This window comes from Pseudoalteromonas sp. RW-H-Ap-1, from assembly GCF_048318575.1.
In the GTDB taxonomy this organism is placed as follows: domain Bacteria; phylum Pseudomonadota; class Gammaproteobacteria; order Enterobacterales; family Alteromonadaceae; genus Pseudoalteromonas.
Genome location: NZ_CP166996.1, coordinates 2,412,851 through 2,431,941, shown reverse-complemented (window position 1 = coordinate 2,431,941; position 19,091 = coordinate 2,412,851). Strand labels below are relative to the sequence as shown.

General features: G+C 37.1%; 22 protein-coding genes. 6 read left to right on the top strand and 16 right to left on the bottom strand.

Translation table 11 applies throughout. The features are described from left to right. Positions 1–9 precede the first annotated feature (9 nt). Both AB8618_RS11640 and AB8618_RS11635 read left to right on the top strand, forming a co-directional pair. Positions 10–1,341 (top strand): NAD(P)-binding protein, encoded by a 1,332-nt coding sequence (locus AB8618_RS11640; RefSeq protein ID WP_409423656.1) that lies wholly within the window; start codon positions 10–12, stop codon positions 1,339–1,341. Further along, positions 1,331–2,008, top strand: coding sequence for a class I SAM-dependent methyltransferase (locus AB8618_RS11635; protein WP_409423655.1), 678 nt, complete (start codon positions 1,331–1,333; stop codon positions 2,006–2,008). Before AB8618_RS11640 ends, AB8618_RS11635 begins: the two co-directional genes overlap by 11 nt. Here the strand turns inward: AB8618_RS11635 and AB8618_RS11630 are convergent. The 15 genes from AB8618_RS11630 to AB8618_RS11560 all read right to left on the bottom strand — a co-directional run bounded on the left by AB8618_RS11630 (position 2,005) and on the right by AB8618_RS11560 (position 13,422). Beyond that, positions 2,005–2,694 (bottom strand): WbqC family protein, encoded by a 690-nt coding sequence (locus AB8618_RS11630; RefSeq protein ID WP_409423654.1) that lies wholly within the window; start codon positions 2,692–2,694, stop codon positions 2,005–2,007. The genes AB8618_RS11635 and AB8618_RS11630 overlap by 4 nt on opposite strands. After that, positions 2,678–3,688, bottom strand: coding sequence for a DegT/DnrJ/EryC1/StrS family aminotransferase (locus AB8618_RS11625; RefSeq protein ID WP_409423653.1), 1,011 nt, complete (start codon positions 3,686–3,688; stop codon positions 2,678–2,680). Before AB8618_RS11625 ends, AB8618_RS11630 begins: the two co-directional genes overlap by 17 nt. Positions 3,689–3,794: 106 nt before the next feature. Beyond that, a complete protein-coding gene (locus AB8618_RS11620; protein WP_409423652.1) occupies positions 3,795–4,133 on the bottom strand; it encodes an acyltransferase in 339 nt (112 codons plus the stop codon). Then, positions 4,126–5,187: an N-acetylneuraminate synthase family protein gene (locus AB8618_RS11615; RefSeq protein ID WP_409423651.1), complete on the bottom strand. Its 1,062-nt coding sequence runs from the start codon at positions 5,185–5,187 to the stop codon at positions 4,126–4,128. Before AB8618_RS11615 ends, AB8618_RS11620 begins: the two co-directional genes overlap by 8 nt. Beyond that, positions 5,184–5,876: a class I SAM-dependent methyltransferase gene (locus AB8618_RS11610; protein ID WP_409423650.1), complete on the bottom strand. Its 693-nt coding sequence runs from the start codon at positions 5,874–5,876 to the stop codon at positions 5,184–5,186. The genes AB8618_RS11615 and AB8618_RS11610 overlap by 4 nt, the downstream gene beginning before the upstream one ends. Before the next feature lie 37 nt (positions 5,877–5,913). After that, positions 5,914–6,588 carry a PIG-L deacetylase family protein gene (locus tag AB8618_RS11605; RefSeq protein WP_409423649.1) on the bottom strand — a complete coding sequence of 225 codons (675 nt, stop codon included), beginning with the start codon at positions 6,586–6,588 and terminating at the stop codon, positions 5,914–5,916. Then, positions 6,585–7,571 carry a UDP-2,4-diacetamido-2,4,6-trideoxy-beta-L-altropyranose hydrolase gene (pseG, locus tag AB8618_RS11600; protein ID WP_409423648.1) on the bottom strand — a complete coding sequence of 329 codons (987 nt, stop codon included), beginning with the start codon at positions 7,569–7,571 and terminating at the stop codon, positions 6,585–6,587. Before pseG ends, AB8618_RS11605 begins: the two co-directional genes overlap by 4 nt. Further along, positions 7,571–8,857 (bottom strand): aminotransferase class III-fold pyridoxal phosphate-dependent enzyme, encoded by a 1,287-nt coding sequence (locus AB8618_RS11595; protein WP_409423647.1) that lies wholly within the window; start codon positions 8,855–8,857, stop codon positions 7,571–7,573. Before AB8618_RS11595 ends, pseG begins: the two co-directional genes overlap by 1 nt. After that, a complete protein-coding gene (locus AB8618_RS11590) occupies positions 8,850–9,599 on the bottom strand; it encodes a cytidylyltransferase domain-containing protein (RefSeq protein WP_413402864.1) in 750 nt (249 codons plus the stop codon). The genes AB8618_RS11595 and AB8618_RS11590 overlap by 8 nt, the downstream gene beginning before the upstream one ends. A 36-nt stretch (positions 9,600–9,635) precedes the next feature. Next, positions 9,636–10,496, bottom strand: coding sequence for an aldo/keto reductase (locus AB8618_RS11585; RefSeq protein ID WP_409423645.1), 861 nt, complete (start codon positions 10,494–10,496; stop codon positions 9,636–9,638). Next, a complete protein-coding gene (pseC, locus tag AB8618_RS11580; protein ID WP_409423644.1) occupies positions 10,493–11,644 on the bottom strand; it encodes a UDP-4-amino-4,6-dideoxy-N-acetyl-beta-L-altrosamine transaminase in 1,152 nt (383 codons plus the stop codon). Before pseC ends, AB8618_RS11585 begins: the two co-directional genes overlap by 4 nt. A gap of 13 nt (positions 11,645–11,657) precedes the next feature. Then, positions 11,658–12,659: a UDP-N-acetylglucosamine 4,6-dehydratase (inverting) gene (pseB, locus tag AB8618_RS11575; RefSeq protein WP_409423643.1), complete on the bottom strand. Its 1,002-nt coding sequence runs from the start codon at positions 12,657–12,659 to the stop codon at positions 11,658–11,660. A gap of 45 nt (positions 12,660–12,704) precedes the next feature. Further along, on the bottom strand, positions 12,705–13,028 hold the full coding sequence (locus AB8618_RS11570) for a hypothetical protein (RefSeq protein ID WP_178956419.1): 324 nt from the start codon (positions 13,026–13,028) through the stop codon (positions 12,705–12,707). After that, entirely contained in the window at positions 13,028–13,243 is a 216-nt protein-coding gene (gene fliS, locus AB8618_RS11565) for a flagellar export chaperone FliS (RefSeq protein WP_409423642.1), read from the bottom strand. Before fliS ends, AB8618_RS11570 begins: the two co-directional genes overlap by 1 nt. After that, positions 13,213–13,422, bottom strand: a complete 210-nt coding sequence (locus AB8618_RS11560) for a hypothetical protein (RefSeq protein WP_409423641.1) — start codon at positions 13,420–13,422, stop codon at positions 13,213–13,215. The genes fliS and AB8618_RS11560 overlap by 31 nt, the downstream gene beginning before the upstream one ends. 368 nt (positions 13,423–13,790) lie before the next feature. On the opposite strand from AB8618_RS11560, the gene AB8618_RS11555 reads away from it, so the two are divergent. Beyond that, entirely contained in the window at positions 13,791–15,227 is a 1,437-nt protein-coding gene (locus AB8618_RS11555) for a sigma-54 dependent transcriptional regulator (protein WP_413400630.1), read from the top strand. A 107-nt stretch (positions 15,228–15,334) separates the two neighbouring features. Here the strand turns inward: AB8618_RS11555 and AB8618_RS11550 are convergent, their stop codons facing one another. Further along, positions 15,335–15,922: a DNA-3-methyladenine glycosylase I gene (locus tag AB8618_RS11550; protein WP_409423639.1), complete on the bottom strand. Its 588-nt coding sequence runs from the start codon at positions 15,920–15,922 to the stop codon at positions 15,335–15,337. A 130-nt stretch (positions 15,923–16,052) separates the two neighbouring features. Here AB8618_RS11550 and AB8618_RS11545 point away from each other — a divergent pair, with 130 nt between their 5' ends. The 3 genes from AB8618_RS11545 (at position 16,053) to fliE (ending at position 19,074) form a co-directional block, all read left to right on the top strand. Continuing rightward, positions 16,053–17,168 (top strand): sensor histidine kinase, encoded by a 1,116-nt coding sequence (locus tag AB8618_RS11545; RefSeq protein WP_138622158.1) that lies wholly within the window; start codon positions 16,053–16,055, stop codon positions 17,166–17,168. Further along, entirely contained in the window at positions 17,161–18,585 is a 1,425-nt protein-coding gene (locus AB8618_RS11540; RefSeq protein WP_413400629.1) for a sigma-54-dependent transcriptional regulator, read from the top strand. The genes AB8618_RS11545 and AB8618_RS11540 overlap by 8 nt, the downstream gene beginning before the upstream one ends. 156 nt (positions 18,586–18,741) lie before the next feature. Continuing rightward, the gene (gene fliE / locus AB8618_RS11535) at positions 18,742–19,074 is read left to right on the top strand and encodes a flagellar hook-basal body complex protein FliE (protein WP_010387900.1); all 333 of its coding nucleotides are present in this window, start codon (positions 18,742–18,744) and stop codon (positions 19,072–19,074) included. Positions 19,075–19,091: the final 17 nt, after the last annotated feature.

The following is a 19,091-nucleotide window of genomic DNA, read 5'->3' as shown; positions in this document are numbered from 1 at the left end:
ATTGAGCTAATGAAGTGGATCATTATTGGTGGCGGGTTCAAAGGAATTATTACTGCGGTAATACTTTTAAAATATAATCAAGAAGTCACTATAATCGAATCTGGTTCGGCTTTAGGAGGTCATTTAAAAGGGATAAAATGGAATGGATATAATTTAGATTTGGGGTGCCAAATATTCGACAATAGCAACAGTGATATTACGCGCTTTTTATTCGATATATTAGGTAGTAATGTTAAGCCTATCGATGTTTTATATGCGGGTGTGACAAATAATCATTGGAGTAAGAACTACACGGTACCTGATTTATCTCATGAAGAGAGTTTAAAGGCTCAAATAAGTGATGAGATTAAAAATTTAAAGTCTCTACCGTTACAAGAGTCAGAAACGCTAAAAGAGTATTTACATCATAGATTTGGGAAAACCGCTGGAGAATTACTTTGCAAAGCAGCAGATAAAAAGTTAGGTATTGATCCTAATCTATTATCCTCACAGGCAAAGGATATATTGTTTTTTGAGCGGGTTAAAGTTTTTAACGAAGATATATCAATCAGCTTAAAAGAAGACCCATTTTATGATGAACGGCTTGCTGTTTTTAGCCATTCAGACCCTATGAAGTACTATTCTGAGGCTGCAAAGGACTATAATTATAGAAACTTTTATCCGAAAGTGGGTGGAATGTCTAGTTTTAGCGAGCAGGCAGAAGATTTTTTAATCAGAAATGGTGTGGAGATAATCTATTCAGATGAGATAGATTCCGTTTTAGATAACTCACTTGTGACCAAAAAAGGTTTAACATTATCTTTTGAACGATTAGTGTGGTCTGCAGATGTTGCTTCTTTAGAAAACAAATTGCTCGCCCGAGATGTCATCCATGATTATGTTTATTCTTTACCTATGGTACTAGTATATTTTGAGGTACCAGTTAAAAACTTAGGCCCTTATACTTACATTCATAATCATAGTACGGATACTTATATTTTTAGAGCTTCAACAGCGGGCCTTTATAGCGGCCAAATAATCAATGACAAAACATATATTTGCTGTGAAATCCCTACATCATTAGGTTCGGCTATATGGGATAACCCCGAATTGTATCTTGAGAGTATTTGGCAAGAAGTTTGTGATCTTAATGTGTGTAGTGGAGAATTACCTGAAATCTTTAAAGTTTTAAAAGCACCTAAAACATTCAACCTTCCATTAATTGGTTACAGTCCAGTTTATGAGCAACTTAAAATAGACTTAAGTAATAAAATGCCTAATTTATTTTTTATTGATCCGTTAAAAACATCACTAACGGATATATCAGATACTATATTAAAGGAATTAAAGTATGACTGCTGATAATAGATTTTGGAATAGCGTATATCAAGATGGGCAAGAAAACCGTTATCCATGGGATTATATAGTGAGTTTTGTTTATAATTTCAAACCCAATATAGAAGCTAGTAAAACGAATATATTAGAGTTAGGTTGCGGTACAGCCTGTAACCTCTGGTTTTGTGCTAGGGAAGGATTTAATGTTTATGGCCTTGACTACTCATCACATGCAATTCAAAAGTGTGAAGAGCGATTTCAAGCAGAAAACCTTACTGGAGAGTTCAGGTGTGGGGATTTTACTAAAATACCTTGGACAGATTCGACCTTTCATCTAGTTTTGGACAGGGGATCTCTAACATGTGCGAGCTTTACTGAGATTACAAATGCATTTGATGATATTTTTCGAGCTTTAAAACCTGGTGGTCGTTTTATTTTTTCACCTTATGCTCGAACACATACAAGCGCTTTGAGTGGAATTTACAATGAAGAAACACGGTTAGTTAGTAATATTGACGCAGGAAGTTTGCAGGGAATTGAACAAATCTGTTTTTTTGATGAGAAACAAATTTACGAAGTTATAGGCAATAAATGGAATATTCTTGATATTGAATTACTAACCAAAGAAAAACTGCACGAAAATATGAAGTCTATCCATGCAGAATATCACGTAGTATTAGAAAAGCCTCACTAGGTATTATTAGATAATATAGCAAGGCTGTTATCACCATGATTCATTATCAGATCTAATATACTTAGGTTAGAATTAAAAACTTTACTTAACTGGGTGTAGTTTGGGTGATTATAATCATGGAAAGAAACTGAGATATTGTTTTCATAAAATTTTTCTAGTTCAATATAATCTCTTCCATAAGGCCCTGAAATATAATGAAATGCGTTGGTTTTGATACAAATTTCAAGTATTAAGTCTGATTTAGACTCTTTTAGATCAAGAGATGAACTAAATAATATTGGGGTTTTGATACGAAGAGCGTTCAAGAAAAATGTTAGCTGGTCTTTAAGCAAATCATTAAGCTTGGTATATTTCTTTCTATAGATAAGTTCCAATTCGTCTTTATATTTACAGAAAAATGGCGCTTTACTGTAGCTAAGCAAAATTGTTTTCCAGTGTTTTTTCTGCCACTGAATAATCTGATCGATTTCAATAGTATTTATTTCAAGATTACCGAATTTCCCCTTTGTAGACACTGGAACGGTTAATAAAATCGGATTATTAACGCTGTTTATTTTGTTGCGATTTACCATTGAGTTTTTTTCAAACTGGACATGATCTAAAACTACGTGGAGATCACTTTTCTCAATTCTATCGAAGTAACCTAGCCATGGCAGGTAAGCTGGCTGATTAATAGATATTTTCATTAAACTCTCCGATAACACTCGCAATTTTACAAGCATCGTTTTTTGATAGTGTTGGGTATAAAGGAATGGAAACAGTTGAATTACTCAGTTTTATTGCGTTACTGGTCGTTTTACTTAGCAGCTCCCACTCTTCTATAGGCACAATTGCACCTATTTTATTATTATGTAGGTGTTTTATTAGTTTACTTGCATCAGGCGTTTTTACAACGGCTCTATAGCGTACACTTCCTTTATTTGGGGATTCAATTAAATTTAAGCCCATGGAATGATATATATCCCAAATTTCATTTCTTTTTTGTAAAAACTCAGGAAATTCTTCAAGTTGTGCTAGTCCAACTGCAGCTTGTATTTCTGTTATTGAAAAGTTGAAACGAAATGAAGCATCTTTACGCATATCAAAGTTTATAAAATCTCTTGAAAAGTCTATTAAATCTTTATTCTTAGAAACTAACATTCCACCTTGGCCGCCAGAGGTAATTAGTTTAGTTGCATAGAAAGATAAAATACCTATATCTCCTATTGTACCCAGACTTTTATCCCTAAATTTTGCGCCTAGAGACTGAGCGCAATCCTCTATTATGCTGCCTTTAAAATCTGGAAGAGGGTTCGAAATTCCAAATAAATAGGGATTTATAAGTATATCGCTTTGGCTGTCTGTTAATTCTTTTTGATCAATCTTTAACGAGTCACCTTCAATATCACAAACATGAACTAGGCTATTACTTAAGATGCATGCGTTTCTTAGTGAGCTGCACACAAATGACGGTATAGCTACTTTTTTATTTTGTGCATCAAGTGCCTGTAATGCGATAAATAGTGCAGCAGAGCCACTTGTAACCGCAACGGCATGTCCATTTGGTAGCCCTAATAAATCACAAATTCCATTTTCAAATCTCTCTGTATATGAGCCATTAGAAAGTTGACGAGAATCGAGTGCGTCATTGACGTAGCATTTTTCATTTTTACTGAACGATAATTTATTATGAGGGATCATACGATTTTTAGTTTGTCTTTATAATAGTATTCTTTAACCGTCATAGGATTACCAATTATTAATGAGTATGGAGGATATTCTCCAGGTTCAACAATAGTTCCTGCAGCTATAACACTATGATGACCCACGATGGCCCCCCTTTAATAACGCAATGAGAGCCAATAAAAACATTGTTACCTATTTCTATTGGTTTTCTTTCTATTTCTTTCTCGATTCCAATACAAAGTTTATGTGAGTCAGCCGAGTTAATTGATACAAATGAGGCAATATCACAATTATCACCAATCTTAACCTTTGTTTTGGTTGCATTAACTTCAGAAAATCCTCCGATATATACATTTTTACCAATAATTGGCTCGCCATTTATCCATGTTAAAGGGTGGAACTTGTTTCTTTTTATATGAGTATGCTCAGAAAAAAGTTTAGCGAACATTTTTTTAAACATTACTAAAGTCTCCAAATTCAATAAGTTCTGTTTTTAGTATATTTTTAGTCGCTTTAAGACCCACTATCTTATCAAAAGTGGATGGAGGCAAGCCGTTACCAGGGCGTCTCAATCCGATATTATCTATTGTTAGTAATTCGCCATTTTTAATATCTTTTAATGCAACAACTGAACGCCTAGCAAGACTTTTCATTTCTTGCTCTGATTTGGTTGGTGCAACTAATGAACTTCCCAGCATTATATGAGCTGTACGGATTGATTGGCACCAATGCTCCAAGCTTTCTGGGTTTTCCGAAAACCAATGGTCTGGACCTGGGTAGTCATTGTCTAATGTAAAGTGCTTTTCAAATACCACTGCACCAAATGCAACCGCCAAAGAAGAAGCTAATGGCCCCTGAGTATGATCAGAAAACCCTTTAATGATATTTGGAAAAGCACTTTCTAAAGTATGTAATTTATTTAAGTTTACATCATTTGGTGGTGTTGGATATTGTGAAGTACATAGACATAGAATGACTTTAACAGAAGGATCATGAATGGCATCAATTGCCTCTAGTGCATAGTATACATCTGCTAAATTAGCCATCCCACATGATAAAATCATTGGAAGGTTTGCTTTTTTATATTCTTTAAGTAAAGGTATGTTTGTAAAATCATCTGAACCAACCTTTATCGCATTAATACCAATTGACAGAAGTAGCTCTAAATCACTAACGTTTTGTGGTGTTGAAAGAAAGCAAATTGAGTTTTCATCACAGTATTTTTTAAGCTCTTGCCATTGCTCTTTGGTGAATTCATAGCGGCTAAACATACTCAGCATGGACTCAGTAACTTCTTTACCTTGAGAAGTGTACGTAAACATTTGCTGTGGATCTCCACAAAACTCAGATGCTTTAAATGTTTGAAATTTTACTGCATCGCATCCAGCTCCTTTGGCTGCAAGTATCATTTTTTTTGCTATGTTTATATCACCGTTATGATTTATACCAGCTTCAGCTATTATGAAAGGGTCACCTGCTTTAAAAATGTTTTTTTTGCCAATCTTAATTGTCATATTTGAACCTTTTTGATTATAACTCGCCACTCAGCTTGAATGTTATTAGCTGGTTGTTTCAAATCAGTTGACTCAACCAAATTTAATTGAATGATTTCCCACTTCGGGCTTTGGAATAAATCGCTGATATCACTAAATGTTAAAAAACTTACCTGGCCTACATTGGTAAGAGTACCTGCCATTATATTTTCAATTGTTTCGCTTTTTTTATTATAGATTCCATTAGAAGCGCTTGAATGAGAATCAGCGAAAGCACAAAACAAAAATAGCCCTTCATTTTTTAATACTCTGTAAATTTCATCCACCGCTTTGTATATACTCGATCGGTCGGTATGTGTAATAGCGCATCTATCAATTGCAAAATTGAAAAAACAACTCTCATAAGGAAGCTCAATAAAGTTTCCAACGTCAAAGTTACCTAGTAGTTTCTCTTGCTTGAATCTATGTTTTGCAAAATTTATGGCACTAGTACTTGCATCTATTCCAGATACATTGAATCCCTCTCTGGCAGCAAACCATAGGTTATTACCAGCACCGCATCCAACCTCAATCACATTTTGCTGACTTCTTGGGATATTTCTAAGTTGTTTATTAAATAAAAACGATACAACGGCATCAAAAGGGTAGAGATTTAAATGATTCCCTTTTGAATAGATATCTTCCCATATTGAATCAAAAGAACTGGACATATGTTTTCAACTTATTTAAATTTTATTTTAATTCTAGTTAACAATCTATAAAACGCTCAATGTAGAACGCTTCTGCAAGTGCTATTCCCACACTCATACCTCTAAATTTAGCTATTGCATTTATATTATCAATACTACGAGTATGGGGGGCTTCATGCATCTCTTCTTGGTAAACTGATAGTGCACTTATTTTTAAACTGAATTCATCTTCGATCGAATTATAATAATTTGGCTTAAAAGCACTAAAACTATGGCTTGCCCATTCAGTACTAGAAACTGTTTCCAAGCAAAAAATTTGCTTAACAGATTGTTTTGGTTGTGGTCTGCAAGCAGTTAATACAGCATCATGCGTTATTCGATGATCAATATTTAAATCGCCAAAGAAGTGAGTATAAATACGCGTAATAAACTTTCCAGACAAAAATGACTCTATGGCTTGAGTAATCTCCAAAAGTGGAACCGTGTCAAACTGGTTATCAGGGAAATCAAGTAAAGTTAAGTTTTCTTGTTTTACACCAAGGCAATTAGTTGCTTTAAAAAATGCTGTGCGTCTATTCTCTATATCAGTAGTGTTATGTTTTATGCGAGAACTTACGCCGTTAGAAAGTGCTAATATATAGACCTCATCGCCTTGCTTAACATGTTTTGCTATCGTTGCACCACAGCCGAGAGTTTCGTCATCTGGGTGAGCGATAATAATAGCTATTTTCATATATTATTCTCTAGTGTGGTGTGAATAAAGTTGGCTATTTTATATTTGCCCTTTCCATCGCATATCTTTTTTGCATTCGAAGTCAGCTTATCTTTCATTTTTTCAACTAGTGCAATTGATTGAGCTAATTTTGGAATTGTTGCTAGAATTGCAGAGTCTTTATATTGAAATAAGCTTATATTACCATCTTGGTTATTTGCTGTTTTAATCATAATTATGGGTTTACCCATAACAGCCGCTTCTAGCAGCATTGTCCCTGGAGCAGTAATAATCACCTTTGATAATTGCATCAGTTTTGCTAAATCAGTGGGGGCATGATGCCATGAAATTGTAAGCTCTGTCTGTTCTAAAAACATTTTGAGTTCTTCTTTATAGTAATAACCTTGTCCAGTTATCAAGCAAATAACACCTTTATATTCGACAGAATTTAGATATATGAGTGAATGGAGGCTGTAGTTATTAGGATCTGAAGCACCAAAACAAATAAAAATACTATAGCTGTTTTCATTCGTTTGCTGGCTGATCAAAAACTCGTCTCTAATAATTGCGAATTGGGGACCAAGTAAAAGCTTAGAGTGTTTAGGCACAAGCTTTTTATAAGCGCTTAGCCTAGACTCTGATGACGTATCAATTAATAAATCACAAAGATGTGCTCTATCAGCTAGATCATCAATTATAATTACATTGTCAGCGACTACTTTTTCTTCCCACTTAATGTCGATTTCATAATGGTCAATTAAAATACTTTTTATATTATATTGTTTAAGTATTTGATTGGTTTCTTCAAGTCCATTATTTGCTGTAGATACTTTTAAATAACTAACTAACTGGCTCTTTAGTAAAGACTTCGCTAAAGCAGATTCTTTTACAATGAATCTAATTTGTATATTTTTTTCGACTAAAGTGTTTGCTAACTCTAAACAGCGCATCAAATGGCCAGCACCGATTAACTCGTTGGCATCTGTCCTTATGGCTAATTGCATTATCTTACCTTAAAAACCGGCTCTAATAGTTTACCTTTAAAAATATCATACAAATTTTGCGTTTCTATTGTATTTTTTAAAATAAAAATAACTTCATCGTATGCATTAAGTAATTTCTCTATATCATCATGTGTATGGGCAAAGCTAAGGTTATGACTACCACCAATTAAAATACCTCTAGTGCACATCTCTTGAATAAATAAAGATTTTAGCTCCAATGAGGAGTATTTATGAGTGTCTTTAATAACAATAAAAGACCATGACGGATGACCCGCAGTGCTCAGCCAATCTTTTACATCGTGTTTTTCTATTAATTTATTAAGCTCACAAATTAATTTTTCACCCAAAGTGTGAATATGTGTCAGTACTCTTTCTTGCTGCATTTTTTTTAATGTTGTTTTTGTAGCAACTAAAGACATGGTTTCGCCCGCAAAGGTGCCGGAGAAGAAAATGTCTTCCATCAATGACATTATTTCTTTCTTTCCAACAATAGCTGAAATAGGGAATCCGTTTGCCATGCCTTTGCCAAAGGTTGCTAGGTCGGGTGTAATATTAAATAAGCCTTGAGCACCATGTAGATCAAACCGAAAACCGGTAATTGTTTCGTCAAAAATTAGTACAGAGCCATGTTTTTTACAAAGTGCTTGTACTCCTTGAAGAAATCCCGTTTCTGGAAAGGAGACATTCATTGGCTCCATAATTACAGCTGCAAGCTGTTCAGGGTATTCAGTAAAGAGCCTTTCTAATGAGCTAAGATCATTGTATGTAAACGCATGGGTAAGCGCTCTAACACATTCAGGGACACCTAAATTTCTGGTTGTCGAGCCAATATACCAATCTTGCCAACCATGATAACCACAGACAGCAACATGCTCTCTTTTTGTATAAGCTCTTGCTAGCCGAATAGCAGCAGATGTTGCGTCACTGCCATTTTTACCGAAACGCACCATTTCAGCGCAAGGTATTAGCTTTGTGAGTTCTTCGGCGACTTCCATTTCTAATCTATGAGGAAGGGAGAAAGTGATCCCTGAGCTAAGCTGGTCTATAACAGCTTGATTTACATCAGCATCACAGTAGCCTAAAGAAACAGAAAGTAAGCCACTCACAAAGTCAATATACTCATTATTGTCTGCATCCCACACTTTAGAACCTAAACCTCGTTCAATAAATAAAGGTGCTGCATTTTGTGGGAACGCAATTCTACTCTTACTAAAAGTTTGGGAACCTAGAGGAATGGTTTTTTCAGCTCTATGTAGCCACTCCGCTGAATTAGTGTAATTATTCATAGCCTTCTTCTTTATCTTGTTTTAATGATTTAACCATTCCCTCATTTCGAGCAATTTGGGAGTTTAATAAGTTCAGCTCTGGTTTATGCGATAACAATTCCAGTATATCTTGATAATTAAAATTAGGCTTTTTTACATATAAATTTTCATATATTGATGAAATCAACTCAAAGTCTTTGGGTTCGTCAACGGTCCATCTATAGGCAGACAGGTCTTGCTCACTTTGGATATTCTGTAACTTATACTTATCAGGGTGGCTTGTTATATAAGGTGTTACGTGTTCTAACTCAGAAGGCTTTTCTGCATATTTATAAGCGTTATGTAAGGCCTTCTTACTGATAACTTCAATATCGAGACCATCAGGGTATGTGGCTACTAAGCAGTTTGAAGTATAATCATTGTTGTTTTTTAAATGACTATTAATGACATAGTCCATGAGCTCAGGGTCAATCACTGGGCAGTCAGCTGTTATTCTAACGATAGCATCACAAGGGTAATTGAGTTCAGCATGAAAGTACCGGCTGAGAACATTACTTAAACTTCCTCTAAAGCATAATAAATTATTCTCATTGCATAACTGCTGAATAATATCGTCACTTTTATCAGTACTCGTGACAATAACTAGGTTGTCTACTAATTTTGCTCGTTGTACACGCTTAGCTTGTTGAATAAACATAGGTAAACCTTGGAGGTTCTTTAAAACTTTATTAGGTAAGCGTGTTGATCCTGTCCTAGCTTGCATGAAAGCATTTATCATATTTTTAATCCTAGCGCTTAATTAACCAAGCCATTGCGATGGATTGATTAATGCTAAATTACTTGAAGCTAAAGAGGCTAAAACGTCATCCGAGGGGAGTGTAAGCTTTTTTGCGACGCAGTAGCTGTCTATTAATTGTGTTAACTGTTCTTGTGAGCAACATCCTATAATTGCATTTTCGATATGAGGGGCTTTTTGCGCAATAATTGCTAATGCGAAAGTTAGCCGATTGCAGCCTAATTCATTAATAACACGATTATACTGAGAAAACTCATTATCAAACTGTGAAAAATAAGCGTTATTTTGAATCATTGGCTCTAATAAAAGCCCTTGTAAAAATATCGAGCGAGCGTGAAGCTTTATATTTTTTTCTATTAGCTTATCGATGATTTCAGGTTGTATAAAACGTTGATCTAACCAATTTACAGGAGCTTGAACCAGATCTAAATTAAACCTTTCACTAAGTAATTCAAGCTCTTTAGGGTTATAAACAGAAACGCCTATTCGCTTAACTATGCCTTTGGCTTTTAACTGCTCTAGCTGCGAAAAATAGTCTTCCCCTGAACTGCTTAAAAGCAACTCACAATTATGAAATAACACTGCATCAATTGACTCACAGTTCAGATTTTTTAAGCTTTTTTCTACCTGCGCGTGAATATTTTCACCTGATACTTTAGTAACAATAGATAAAGCTTGGCTTAAACCCGATTGACCAATATTACTCTCGCTACTACCATAAGCCGATGCCGTATCAACAACTGTTATACCAGCGTCTAGTGCGAGGCTGAGTATTCGTTTAACCTCATCAGTTTTAACCTGTCCGACAGTATTACTAATGCCATAATCTAAACCAAATTGGGCGGTTCCTAAAGCGATTTTCATAGTTGTTCGGCTAGTGTTTCTATTATGAAATTTTGTTCTGAATTAGTTAATTCAGGATGCAAAGGTATAGTGAGAGCGCAACTGTAATATTTTATTGCATTTGGAAAGTCATTTGCCTTAAAGCCAAGCTCTTTATAATAAGGTTGTATATGAATTGGAATATAATGCAAATGACTCGTTATGCCTCGCTCTCTTAAACTACAGATAAGAGACTCATGTTTTACAACTGCGTCACCAGAGAAGGTTAAAATATATAAATGGTAACTAGAGTAGCTTTGTTGTGATTGAGTTAAATGATTAATAGGCAAGTCTTTTAATTTGCTAGAATAGACTTTAGCCAGCTGGTTGCGCTTTGTAACAAATTCATCGAGCTTTGAAAGCTGGCTAAGGCCTAATGCCGCTTGCAACTCAGTCATTCTATAATTAAAGCCGAGTTCAATTTGCTGATAGTACCAAGGGCCATGACTTGGTTCGGTCATTTCACTCGGGTTGGCTGTAATTCCATGGCTACGTAAACGCTCCATTCTTTTAGCAAGTTGTTTATTGTTTGTTACCGCCATGCCTCCTTCAGCTGAGGTGATTATCTTGACTGGATGAAAGCTAAATACGCAAATATCTGAAAACTCACAACTGCCCACTGGGCTGCCTAAATATTTTGCACCAATAGCATGTGAAGCATCTTCAATAACCTTAAAGCCATATTCAACTGCAAGTTGATATATAGCCTGCATATCACATGATTGACCTGCCAGGTGAACTGGGATGACGACCTTGGGTAAACGATTATTTTCTTTAGCAATAATAAGTTTTTTCTCTAACTCATTAGTGCACATATTCCCTGTTGCTACATCAATATCCACAAAATCTATTTGAGCACCACAGTAAAGTGCACAATTTGCAGAAGCAACGAACGAAATAGGGGAGGTCCATACAATATCGTCTTTCCCTACATTTAACGCTAAACATGCAATGTGCAATGCCGATGTGGCACTGTTTGTTGCACATGCATAGGTGCTGCCACAATATTTCGCAATGGCTTGCTCAAAAGCGGGGACTTTAGGGCCTTGCGTTAACCAGTCGGATTTTAAGACATCAACTACTGCGTCAATGTCTTGTTGAGAAATAGCTTGTTTGCCGTAAGGGATCATGGAGTAATAACTTTTAAACTAATGCTTCAATGTTGAAGGCTTCAATTTCTTCAATCGTCATGTAATGAGGGTTGTTTAAAGAGTTATATTCAAAGCCTTGCTTCACTTTCACTCCCTTTTCATCAAGCGCATTTACTGTAAAGTCATTACTACGACTGCTAAATTTAATGCCTGGTGCGATAACAAAGTGATCGTTATATTCATAGGTTTCAAAACACAGATCGGCAGGGCACATAACCTCATGAAGTTTCTCGCCTGGGCGAATACCAATAATTTTAATAGGTAATTCAGGAGCCATTGCTTTTGCTAGGTCAGTAATGCGAATTGATGGAATCTTAGGTACGAAAATTTCACCACCCAACATGCGCGCGAAATTTGTTAAAACAAAATCAACGCCTTGTTGAAGGCTTATCCAAAAACGGGTCATTTCATCATGAGTGATAGGAATATGATCACGACCTTCATTAATAAACTTTTGGAAAATAGGCACAACTGAACCTCGCGAACATACTACATTACCGTAGCGCACCACTGAAAAAGTGGTTTTATGGCCGCCAGCAATATTGTTTGCCGCTACAAATAATTTATCTGAGGCCAATTTAGTAGCACCGTATAGATTAATAGGATTGGCTGCTTTATCCGTAGAGAGAGCTATGACTTTTTCAACGTTATTATCAAGTGCTGCATTAATGACGTTTTCTGCGCCATTTATGTTGGTTTTTATACATTCCATTGGGTTGTATTCAGCGGCAGGTACCTGCTTAAGGGCTGCAGCATGGATAACGTAATCAACGCCACGCATTGCGCGATTTAGTCGTTCTTTATCTCGAACATCGCCAATAAAGTAGCGCATGCAAGGCTGATCAAAATCTTGCTGCATTTCAAACTGCTTTAGCTCGTCACGAGAAAAGATAATAATTTTTTTGGGGCTGTACCGTTCTAATAATGTTTTTACATACTTTTTACCGAACGATCCTGTTCCACCTGTTATTAAAACTACTTTTCCATCAAACATGTGATTTTCTCCACAGCTAACCAGCCTAATATTGCCAAATCTATTTTAAAAGTTAGATTTATACTTATTTACAGCTTTTTTATTTTTTTGATTACCAACTATTTTAACCGCTAATAGTTGCTTTTGATTATCTATTTTAACAGATAGCTGTTCTATTAGGTTAATTAAAAACTCAAGTTCAGTAGCTGAATAATGAGTTTTTTCTCTAGAAAGTGAGCTACTTATGTGAATATCAAGTTTATTATGAATATTCAGCGCTTGCTCAATATCCCAATCTTCTGAGTCAGCAATCAAACTTACTAGATCATTGCAATATGCTCTAGTCTCACTATCTTTAACTTGTGAGCTTGTAACCCGCTTTAAAGACATTATAGTTGTGGTTCTCTTTGTTCAAATGGAATTGCTTCCCAACCTGATTTTATTTCCTTGATCAAGGTAATTACTTCATCAATTTTTTCTATATCGTTCTCAAGGTTTGCGGTTAGTAAGCATCGCTGACAATAATCATATAAAGAGTCTAAGTTAGTTGATACTTCATTATTATGTTCAAAATTTAATACTTGCTGCAACGCACCAAGTAGCACAATACAATCAGAGATTGCGTTGCCTTTTTTTCTAACTCTTTGCGTTCAATAAATCCCTTTGCAGCAGAAAGTTTGCCAACAATATTCACAAACACGAGTTTGACTTGATCATAAGGCGTCATTTCTTTAACGCTGCTAACTGTTATTTGACGGTATTTGTTGATTGATGCATGCGCCATAGGTAATTCCTCAAATTTTAATTGTATGTGTAGAACCATAAGCAAGTTTAGTTCCAACATAAGTTTGACTATTACTTATCGGCCAAAACAGTCACACCTTTAAGTAATAATAGCAGTTTTTATGAGTTTCTTCTGTGTGAAATCGTATCATTACTAGTGGCAAAAATGTGTTAGGTAATTCATCTTAAGTGGGTAGTCCGTTATAAATAGTTAAATATTTATTAGTTATAAAGTATTGGCTTTATAGGGTGGGTGTCTGTTTTTTGGCGTTAATGTCAAAAAATCGCCGCTATTACTTGCATCCAAATCCAACTGGCTTACAATTTGATTAATAAAACAAATTAGTGAAATAAATGGCTCGCTAAAAAATGATCTTAATTTTAGATAATAATAATAATCGCTCTATTGGATTATATGCATCCCTTACTTTTATTGGTGAGGCGGTACAGTTGCAAACAGAAGCTGACTTTGAGCAGGCATGTAGTCACTATCAAAATAAAGAATGTATTGTGGTGTTAGGGGCGCTGCAATCTTTAGATCATGAAAATTTAATTAAACGCTATCCGACTTTCCCTTTTTTACTGATAGGTGAAACGCTCAAACCGCTACTGAGTCTCGCTAATGTTGTTGGACTAATCTGTGAGCCATTTACTCATGAAGTTACTACCCAGTTACTCCATGATTGTCAGCAATATCAGCGTATGCTGCCTCATGAGCATCAACATAATAAAGAAAAAAGTACCTTTGATGGCCTTGTAGGTGAAACCAAAGCCGTAAAAGATTTACGCTTTTTAATTACTCAAGTTGCTAAAACCGATGCCAACGTACTTATTTTAGGTGAGTCGGGCACAGGTAAAGAAGTAGTTGCTCGTAACGTGCACCTGCTTTCTAAGCGTAACAAAGGCCCATTTGTACCGGTAAACTGTGGGGCAATTCCTGCAGAGCTACTAGAAAGTGAACTATTTGGCCATGAAAAAGGTGCATTTACCGGGGCTATTTCAGCACGTAAAGGCCGGTTTGAATTGGCGCAAGGTGGTACGCTATTTTTAGATGAAATAGGCGATATGCCACTGCAAATGCAGGTTAAGTTACTGCGAGTACTACAAGAGCGTAGCTATGAGCGCGTTGGCGGTACTAAAGCGATTCAAGCCGATGTACGTGTTATTGCTGCAACCCACCGCGACCTTGAAAGCATGATTGAAAAAGGCTCATTCCGAGAAGATTTATACTATCGCTTAAATGTTTTTCCTATTGAGAGTCCATCTCTTGCTCAACGTGCAGAAGACATCCCTTTGCTACTTAAAGAGCTAATGCGCCGTGTAAATGAACAAAGCGGTACTACGGCTAAGTTTACAGAGCGTGCTATTGATAGTTTAAAAGAGCATTCTTGGCCAGGTAATATTCGTGAGCTCGCTAACTTAGTTGAGCGTATGGTTATTATGTTCCCAGACAAGGTGGTTGATGTTCCTGATTTACCTAATAAATACCGCTACATTGAAGTTGAAGCCTATGAGCCACAGTACCCAGAAGAACTGATGGAGCGTGATGCGTTTAATGATATTTTTAGTGGCGGATTCAGCGAAGACGAAATAGACCTCGAAGATGATTTTGCTCAAGCGGCACCCGGTTTATTGCCCGATGAAGGTATTGAGCTTAAGGAGTACTTAGCTGAGCTTGAAATTAACTTAATCACCCAGGCATTAGAGCGCTTTGATTACGTTGTTGCCCGTGCTGCTGAAGTACTAGGCGTAAGGCGAACCACACTGGTCGAAAAAATGAAAAAGTATAACCTTTCTAGAGATTGAGAGCTAAGTGCAGGTACTAGGCGCTAGGTATTAGGTTAGAATAAATAAACACTGCGCTTAATTTTTAGCGCTGGTTTCCCCGCTTCTCGCAACCCGCAGCTCTAGCCTTAGCCTAGCTTTTTAACTTCTTCCTTCCTAAAACAATCATTACTATGATCGTTAACCATTCCACAGGCCTGCATGTAAGCATACACTGTGGTTGGGCCTAAAAATTTAAAGCCACGCTTTTTTAAATCTTTTGCAAATAACGTCGATGCCTCAGTAACTGCAGGGTAGTCGGCCAGTGTTTCTAAATCATTTACCTGAGGTTTATTACCAACAAATCGCCATTGATAATCACTAAAACTGCCAAATTCTTCTTGAATTGTAATAAAGCATTTCGCGTTATTAATTGTTGCGACAATTTTTAAGCGGTTGCGAACTATGCCCGCATTTTGCATTAATTTTTCTATATCGTGTTCAGTAAAGGCCGCTACTTTGTGTACATCAAAGTTGGCGAAGGCATTTTTATAATTCTCACGCTTTTTTAATATGGTATACCAGCTGAGTCCCGCTTGTGCCGATTCTAATGTTAAAAACTCAAAAAGTAGTTGATCGTCATGCACTGGGACGCCCCATTCATGATCATGATATTCCACATAGTCAGGTTTTGTTGTATCTAACCATGGGCAGCGGCACTGAGTCTCTTTATTCATACATTTTTCCTTTGCGCGTCATTTTTACGGCACGTGTTTTTACGGTTTAGTCTATTGAATTTACTGGTAAATAATTTTGGCACACATTGTGCATTAGTCAGTGTGTCTACATTATTTTAGAGAGTTGATTATGGCCCTTGCAAGTGTGCTAAAACCCCAGTTTATTTCTGCTAATCAGTATAACCCATGTTTACTGCAAGAGGAGTATGTTGGTGAGTTGAGTGATTTGCGTCAACAGGCAAGTTGGCTTTCTCATTTAGTTGATACTATGCCTGCGGGCGTAATTGTACTCGACGGTAAAGGAATGATCGCTAAAGCGAATCAAATTGCTATCGATATGCTCGGTGAACCACTAGAAGGTGAGAAGTGGTTTAGTGTTATTCAGCGCTCATTTCGTCCTCATCAAGATGATGGTCATGAAGTGTCGTTAAAAGATGGACGCTTAATAAAACTCGATATTACTGCACTTGCACCAGAGCCTGGGCAACTTATATTAATGACCGATTTGACCGAAACCCGACGCTTACAAAAACGAGTCGCGCATATGCAGCGTTTAAGTGCGTTAGGTAAAATGGTGGCATCTTTGGCTCATCAAGTACGCACACCGTTATCAGCAGCTATGTTGTATGCTGCCAATTTAGGCTCAAAGCGCTTACCCGAAGCATCACGCGGCAGTTTTCACACAAAATTAATGTCTCGCTTGAAAGATTTAGAAACCCAAGTAAACGACATGCTGCTATTTGCTAAAAGTGGTGATCAGCAGGTGGTTGAGCAAGTGTCGATGCAACAGTTACTCAGTGAAGTTAAAGCCGGTGCCGATGCCATGGTAGCGCTCAATGATAGCGAATTAAATGTGAGCTTACCTGAACCCGATATAGAAATTATGGGTAATAAAACCGCACTAGCAAGCGCTATTCAAAACCTTATTCACAACAGTATTCAAGTGATTGGCAGTGGCGCGCAGGTTCACCTTAGCGCCCTACGTGACAAACAAGACTCTGACTTTGTACGCATTAGCGTGAGTGACAATGGTCCAGGCATTGACTTAGTCCAGAGCGAGAAAATATTTGAACCTTTTTATACCACTAAAAGCCAAGGTACAGGCTTAGGGCTTGCCGTTGTTAGTTCGGTAGCCAGTGCGCATCAGGGAAGGGTGGAGGCAAACAACAACCCACATGGGGGAGCAATTTTTAGTATGTTGCTGCCTATTAGTGTCACATCTAAATTAGGGGAGTCACATGAGTAACACTATTTTAGTTGTAGAAGACGACGCCGGACTTCGTGAAGCATTAATTGATACTTTAGAAATGTCGGGCATCGCTTGCACGGCAGCCAATAGTGCAGAGCAAGCGATGTTGTTATTAAAAAAAGACGTATTTTCACTAGTGGTTAGTGATGTACAAATGGGCGAGATGAGTGGCTTAGATTTATTACGCAGTATTAAATTAAATCACCCTGATTTACCCGTTTTAATGATGACGGCCTATGCCACTATTGATGATGCGGTTGAGGCCATGCGCCTAGGCGCGATTGATTATATGGCTAAGCCATTTGCACCAGAAGTGCTATTGAACATGGTCAGTCGTTATTTGCCTGAAAAGGAAAAAGAAACAGACGGTCCTATCGTTGCCGACCCTAGCAGTATTCAATTACTCGAACTTGCAGGTAAAGTTGCTCGTTCAGATGCCAGTGTAATGGTACTTGGGCCAAGTGGCTCAGGTAAAGAAGTGCTAGCACGTTATATTCATGACAAGTCAAAACGCTGTAATGAACCATTTGTAGCAATTAACTGTGCTGCTATTCCAGAAAACATGCTTGAAGCTACTTTGTTTGGCTACGAAAAAGGTGCGTTTACTGGTGCGATTCAGGCCTGCCCGGGTAAGTTTGAACAAGCACAGGGTGGAACCATTTTACTTGATGAAATCACCGAAATGGATTTAGGTTTACAAGCCAAACTACTGCGGGTATTACAAGAACGCGAAGTTGAGCGTTTAGGTGGCCGAAAAACTATTTCGCTAGATGTGCGTGTGCTTGCTACCAGTAACCGCGAATTAAAAGAGGCGGTTGCTGATAATCAATTCCGCGAAGATTTATATTATCGACTCAATGTTTTCCCTTTGCTGTGGCGACCTCTGTGTGAGCGTCCTGGCGACATTATTGTACTGGCTAAGCACTTAATTGAACGTCACTTAAGTAAAAGCAAAGAGCCAATGGCGTATCTAGATATAAGCGCTGAACAAAAACTGCTTAGCCATAGCTGGCCCGGTAACGTTCGAGAGCTGGATAACGTTATTCAACGTGCTTTAATTTTACGCAGTGGTAGTACTATTGATGAGCATGCAATTTTTATCGAAAATTTAACCCCAACCCAGTTTGTGGTTGAAACAACAACAGTGCCGGAGCCTATAAAAAGTAGTCTCAGTAACGCTTATTATGATGAAAAAACAATGCCCGAAGATGAGCAAAAAAATGATTTGCTCGCCTTAGATACAGGAAGTTACAAAGATGAACTTAAAGATAAAGAGCATCGCATAATTTTAGAAACCTTGGCGCGTTGCCAAGGGAAGCGTAAAGAAGTAGCCGAAACCTTAGGCATAAGTCCACGTACTTTGCGCTACAAATTAGCGCAAATGCGCGATTTAGGTATTTCCCTCCCTGCATAACCTCAACAGCCCTAAAACTAAGTAACAGATTTTAGGGCTGTCAAAACTCTGACTACGCAAATAAATACAGTAAGCTATTGTTATTATTGGTTTTTATTTTTGGCATGTTTTGTGCTTTATTCTCTTTAAGAGTTTACTGCATTATCAGAGACAATTATGAAAATTCAAAACAGTGCTTTATTTCAAGAAATGCAATCTATGGCTTCAGAAGCCACGCGTAGTAACCAAGTTAATAACTTGCCAACGCAAGTGCAATCAACGTCTACAGCACAATTTGGTGATATGTTGAGTAATGCACTTAATACAGTGCATGAGCTTCAGCAAGACACAGGACAAAAAAGAAAAGCAGTTGAGATGGGCGACAGAAGCGTATCGCTTGCTGAGGCGATGATTGCTTCGCAAAAGTCTTCTGTGGCATTTGAAGCTACGGTACAGGTTCGTAATAAGCTTGTTGAATCTTACAAAGAAATTATGAACATGCCTGTTTAACTAGGTAGTGGAGAATT

Bases quoted from the DNA above. Each gene is read 5' to 3' on its own strand.
- AB8618_RS11605 (WP_409423649.1), bottom strand. From the start codon at position 6,588: ATGAAAATAGCTATTATTATCGCTCACCCAGATGACGAAACTCTCGGC.
- AB8618_RS11610 (WP_409423650.1), bottom strand. From the start codon at position 5,876: ATGTCCAGTTCTTTTGATTCAATATGGGAAGATATCTATTCAAAAGGG.
- pseC (WP_409423644.1), bottom strand. From the start codon at position 11,644: ATGATCCCTTACGGCAAACAAGCTATTTCTCAACAAGACATTGACGCA.
- AB8618_RS11590 (WP_413402864.1), bottom strand. From the start codon at position 9,599: ATGCAAGCTAGGACAGGATCAACACGCTTACCTAATAAAGTTTTAAAG.
- AB8618_RS11615 (WP_409423651.1), bottom strand. From the start codon at position 5,187: ATGACAATTAAGATTGGCAAAAAAAACATTTTTAAAGCAGGTGACCCT.
- AB8618_RS11540 (WP_413400629.1), top strand. From the start codon at position 17,161: ATGAGTAACACTATTTTAGTTGTAGAAGACGACGCCGGACTTCGTGAA.
- AB8618_RS11560 (WP_409423641.1), bottom strand. From the start codon at position 13,422: ATGGCGCATGCATCAATCAACAAATACCGTCAAATAACAGTTAGCAGC.
- AB8618_RS11570 (WP_178956419.1), bottom strand. From the start codon at position 13,028: ATGTCTTTAAAGCGGGTTACAAGCTCACAAGTTAAAGATAGTGAGACT.
- AB8618_RS11555 (WP_413400630.1), top strand. From the start codon at position 13,791: ATGATCTTAATTTTAGATAATAATAATAATCGCTCTATTGGATTATAT.
- AB8618_RS11585 (WP_409423645.1), bottom strand. From the start codon at position 10,496: ATGAAAATCGCTTTAGGAACCGCCCAATTTGGTTTAGATTATGGCATT.
- AB8618_RS11545 (WP_138622158.1), top strand. From the start codon at position 16,053: ATGGCCCTTGCAAGTGTGCTAAAACCCCAGTTTATTTCTGCTAATCAG.
- pseG (WP_409423648.1), bottom strand. From the start codon at position 7,571: ATGCAATTAGCCATAAGGACAGATGCCAACGAGTTAATCGGTGCTGGC.
- AB8618_RS11625 (WP_409423653.1), bottom strand. From the start codon at position 3,688: ATGATCCCTCATAATAAATTATCGTTCAGTAAAAATGAAAAATGCTAC.
- fliE (WP_010387900.1), top strand. From the start codon at position 18,742: ATGAAAATTCAAAACAGTGCTTTATTTCAAGAAATGCAATCTATGGCT.
- pseB (WP_409423643.1), bottom strand. From the start codon at position 12,659: ATGTTTGATGGAAAAGTAGTTTTAATAACAGGTGGAACAGGATCGTTC.
- AB8618_RS11620 (WP_409423652.1), bottom strand. From the start codon at position 4,133: ATGTTTAAAAAAATGTTCGCTAAACTTTTTTCTGAGCATACTCATATA.
- AB8618_RS11595 (WP_409423647.1), bottom strand. From the start codon at position 8,857: ATGAATAATTACACTAATTCAGCGGAGTGGCTACATAGAGCTGAAAAA.
- AB8618_RS11630 (WP_409423654.1), bottom strand. From the start codon at position 2,694: ATGAAAATATCTATTAATCAGCCAGCTTACCTGCCATGGCTAGGTTAC.
- AB8618_RS11640 (WP_409423656.1), top strand. From the start codon at position 10: ATGAAGTGGATCATTATTGGTGGCGGGTTCAAAGGAATTATTACTGCG.
- AB8618_RS11635 (WP_409423655.1), top strand. From the start codon at position 1,331: ATGACTGCTGATAATAGATTTTGGAATAGCGTATATCAAGATGGGCAA.
- AB8618_RS11550 (WP_409423639.1), bottom strand. From the start codon at position 15,922: ATGAATAAAGAGACTCAGTGCCGCTGCCCATGGTTAGATACAACAAAA.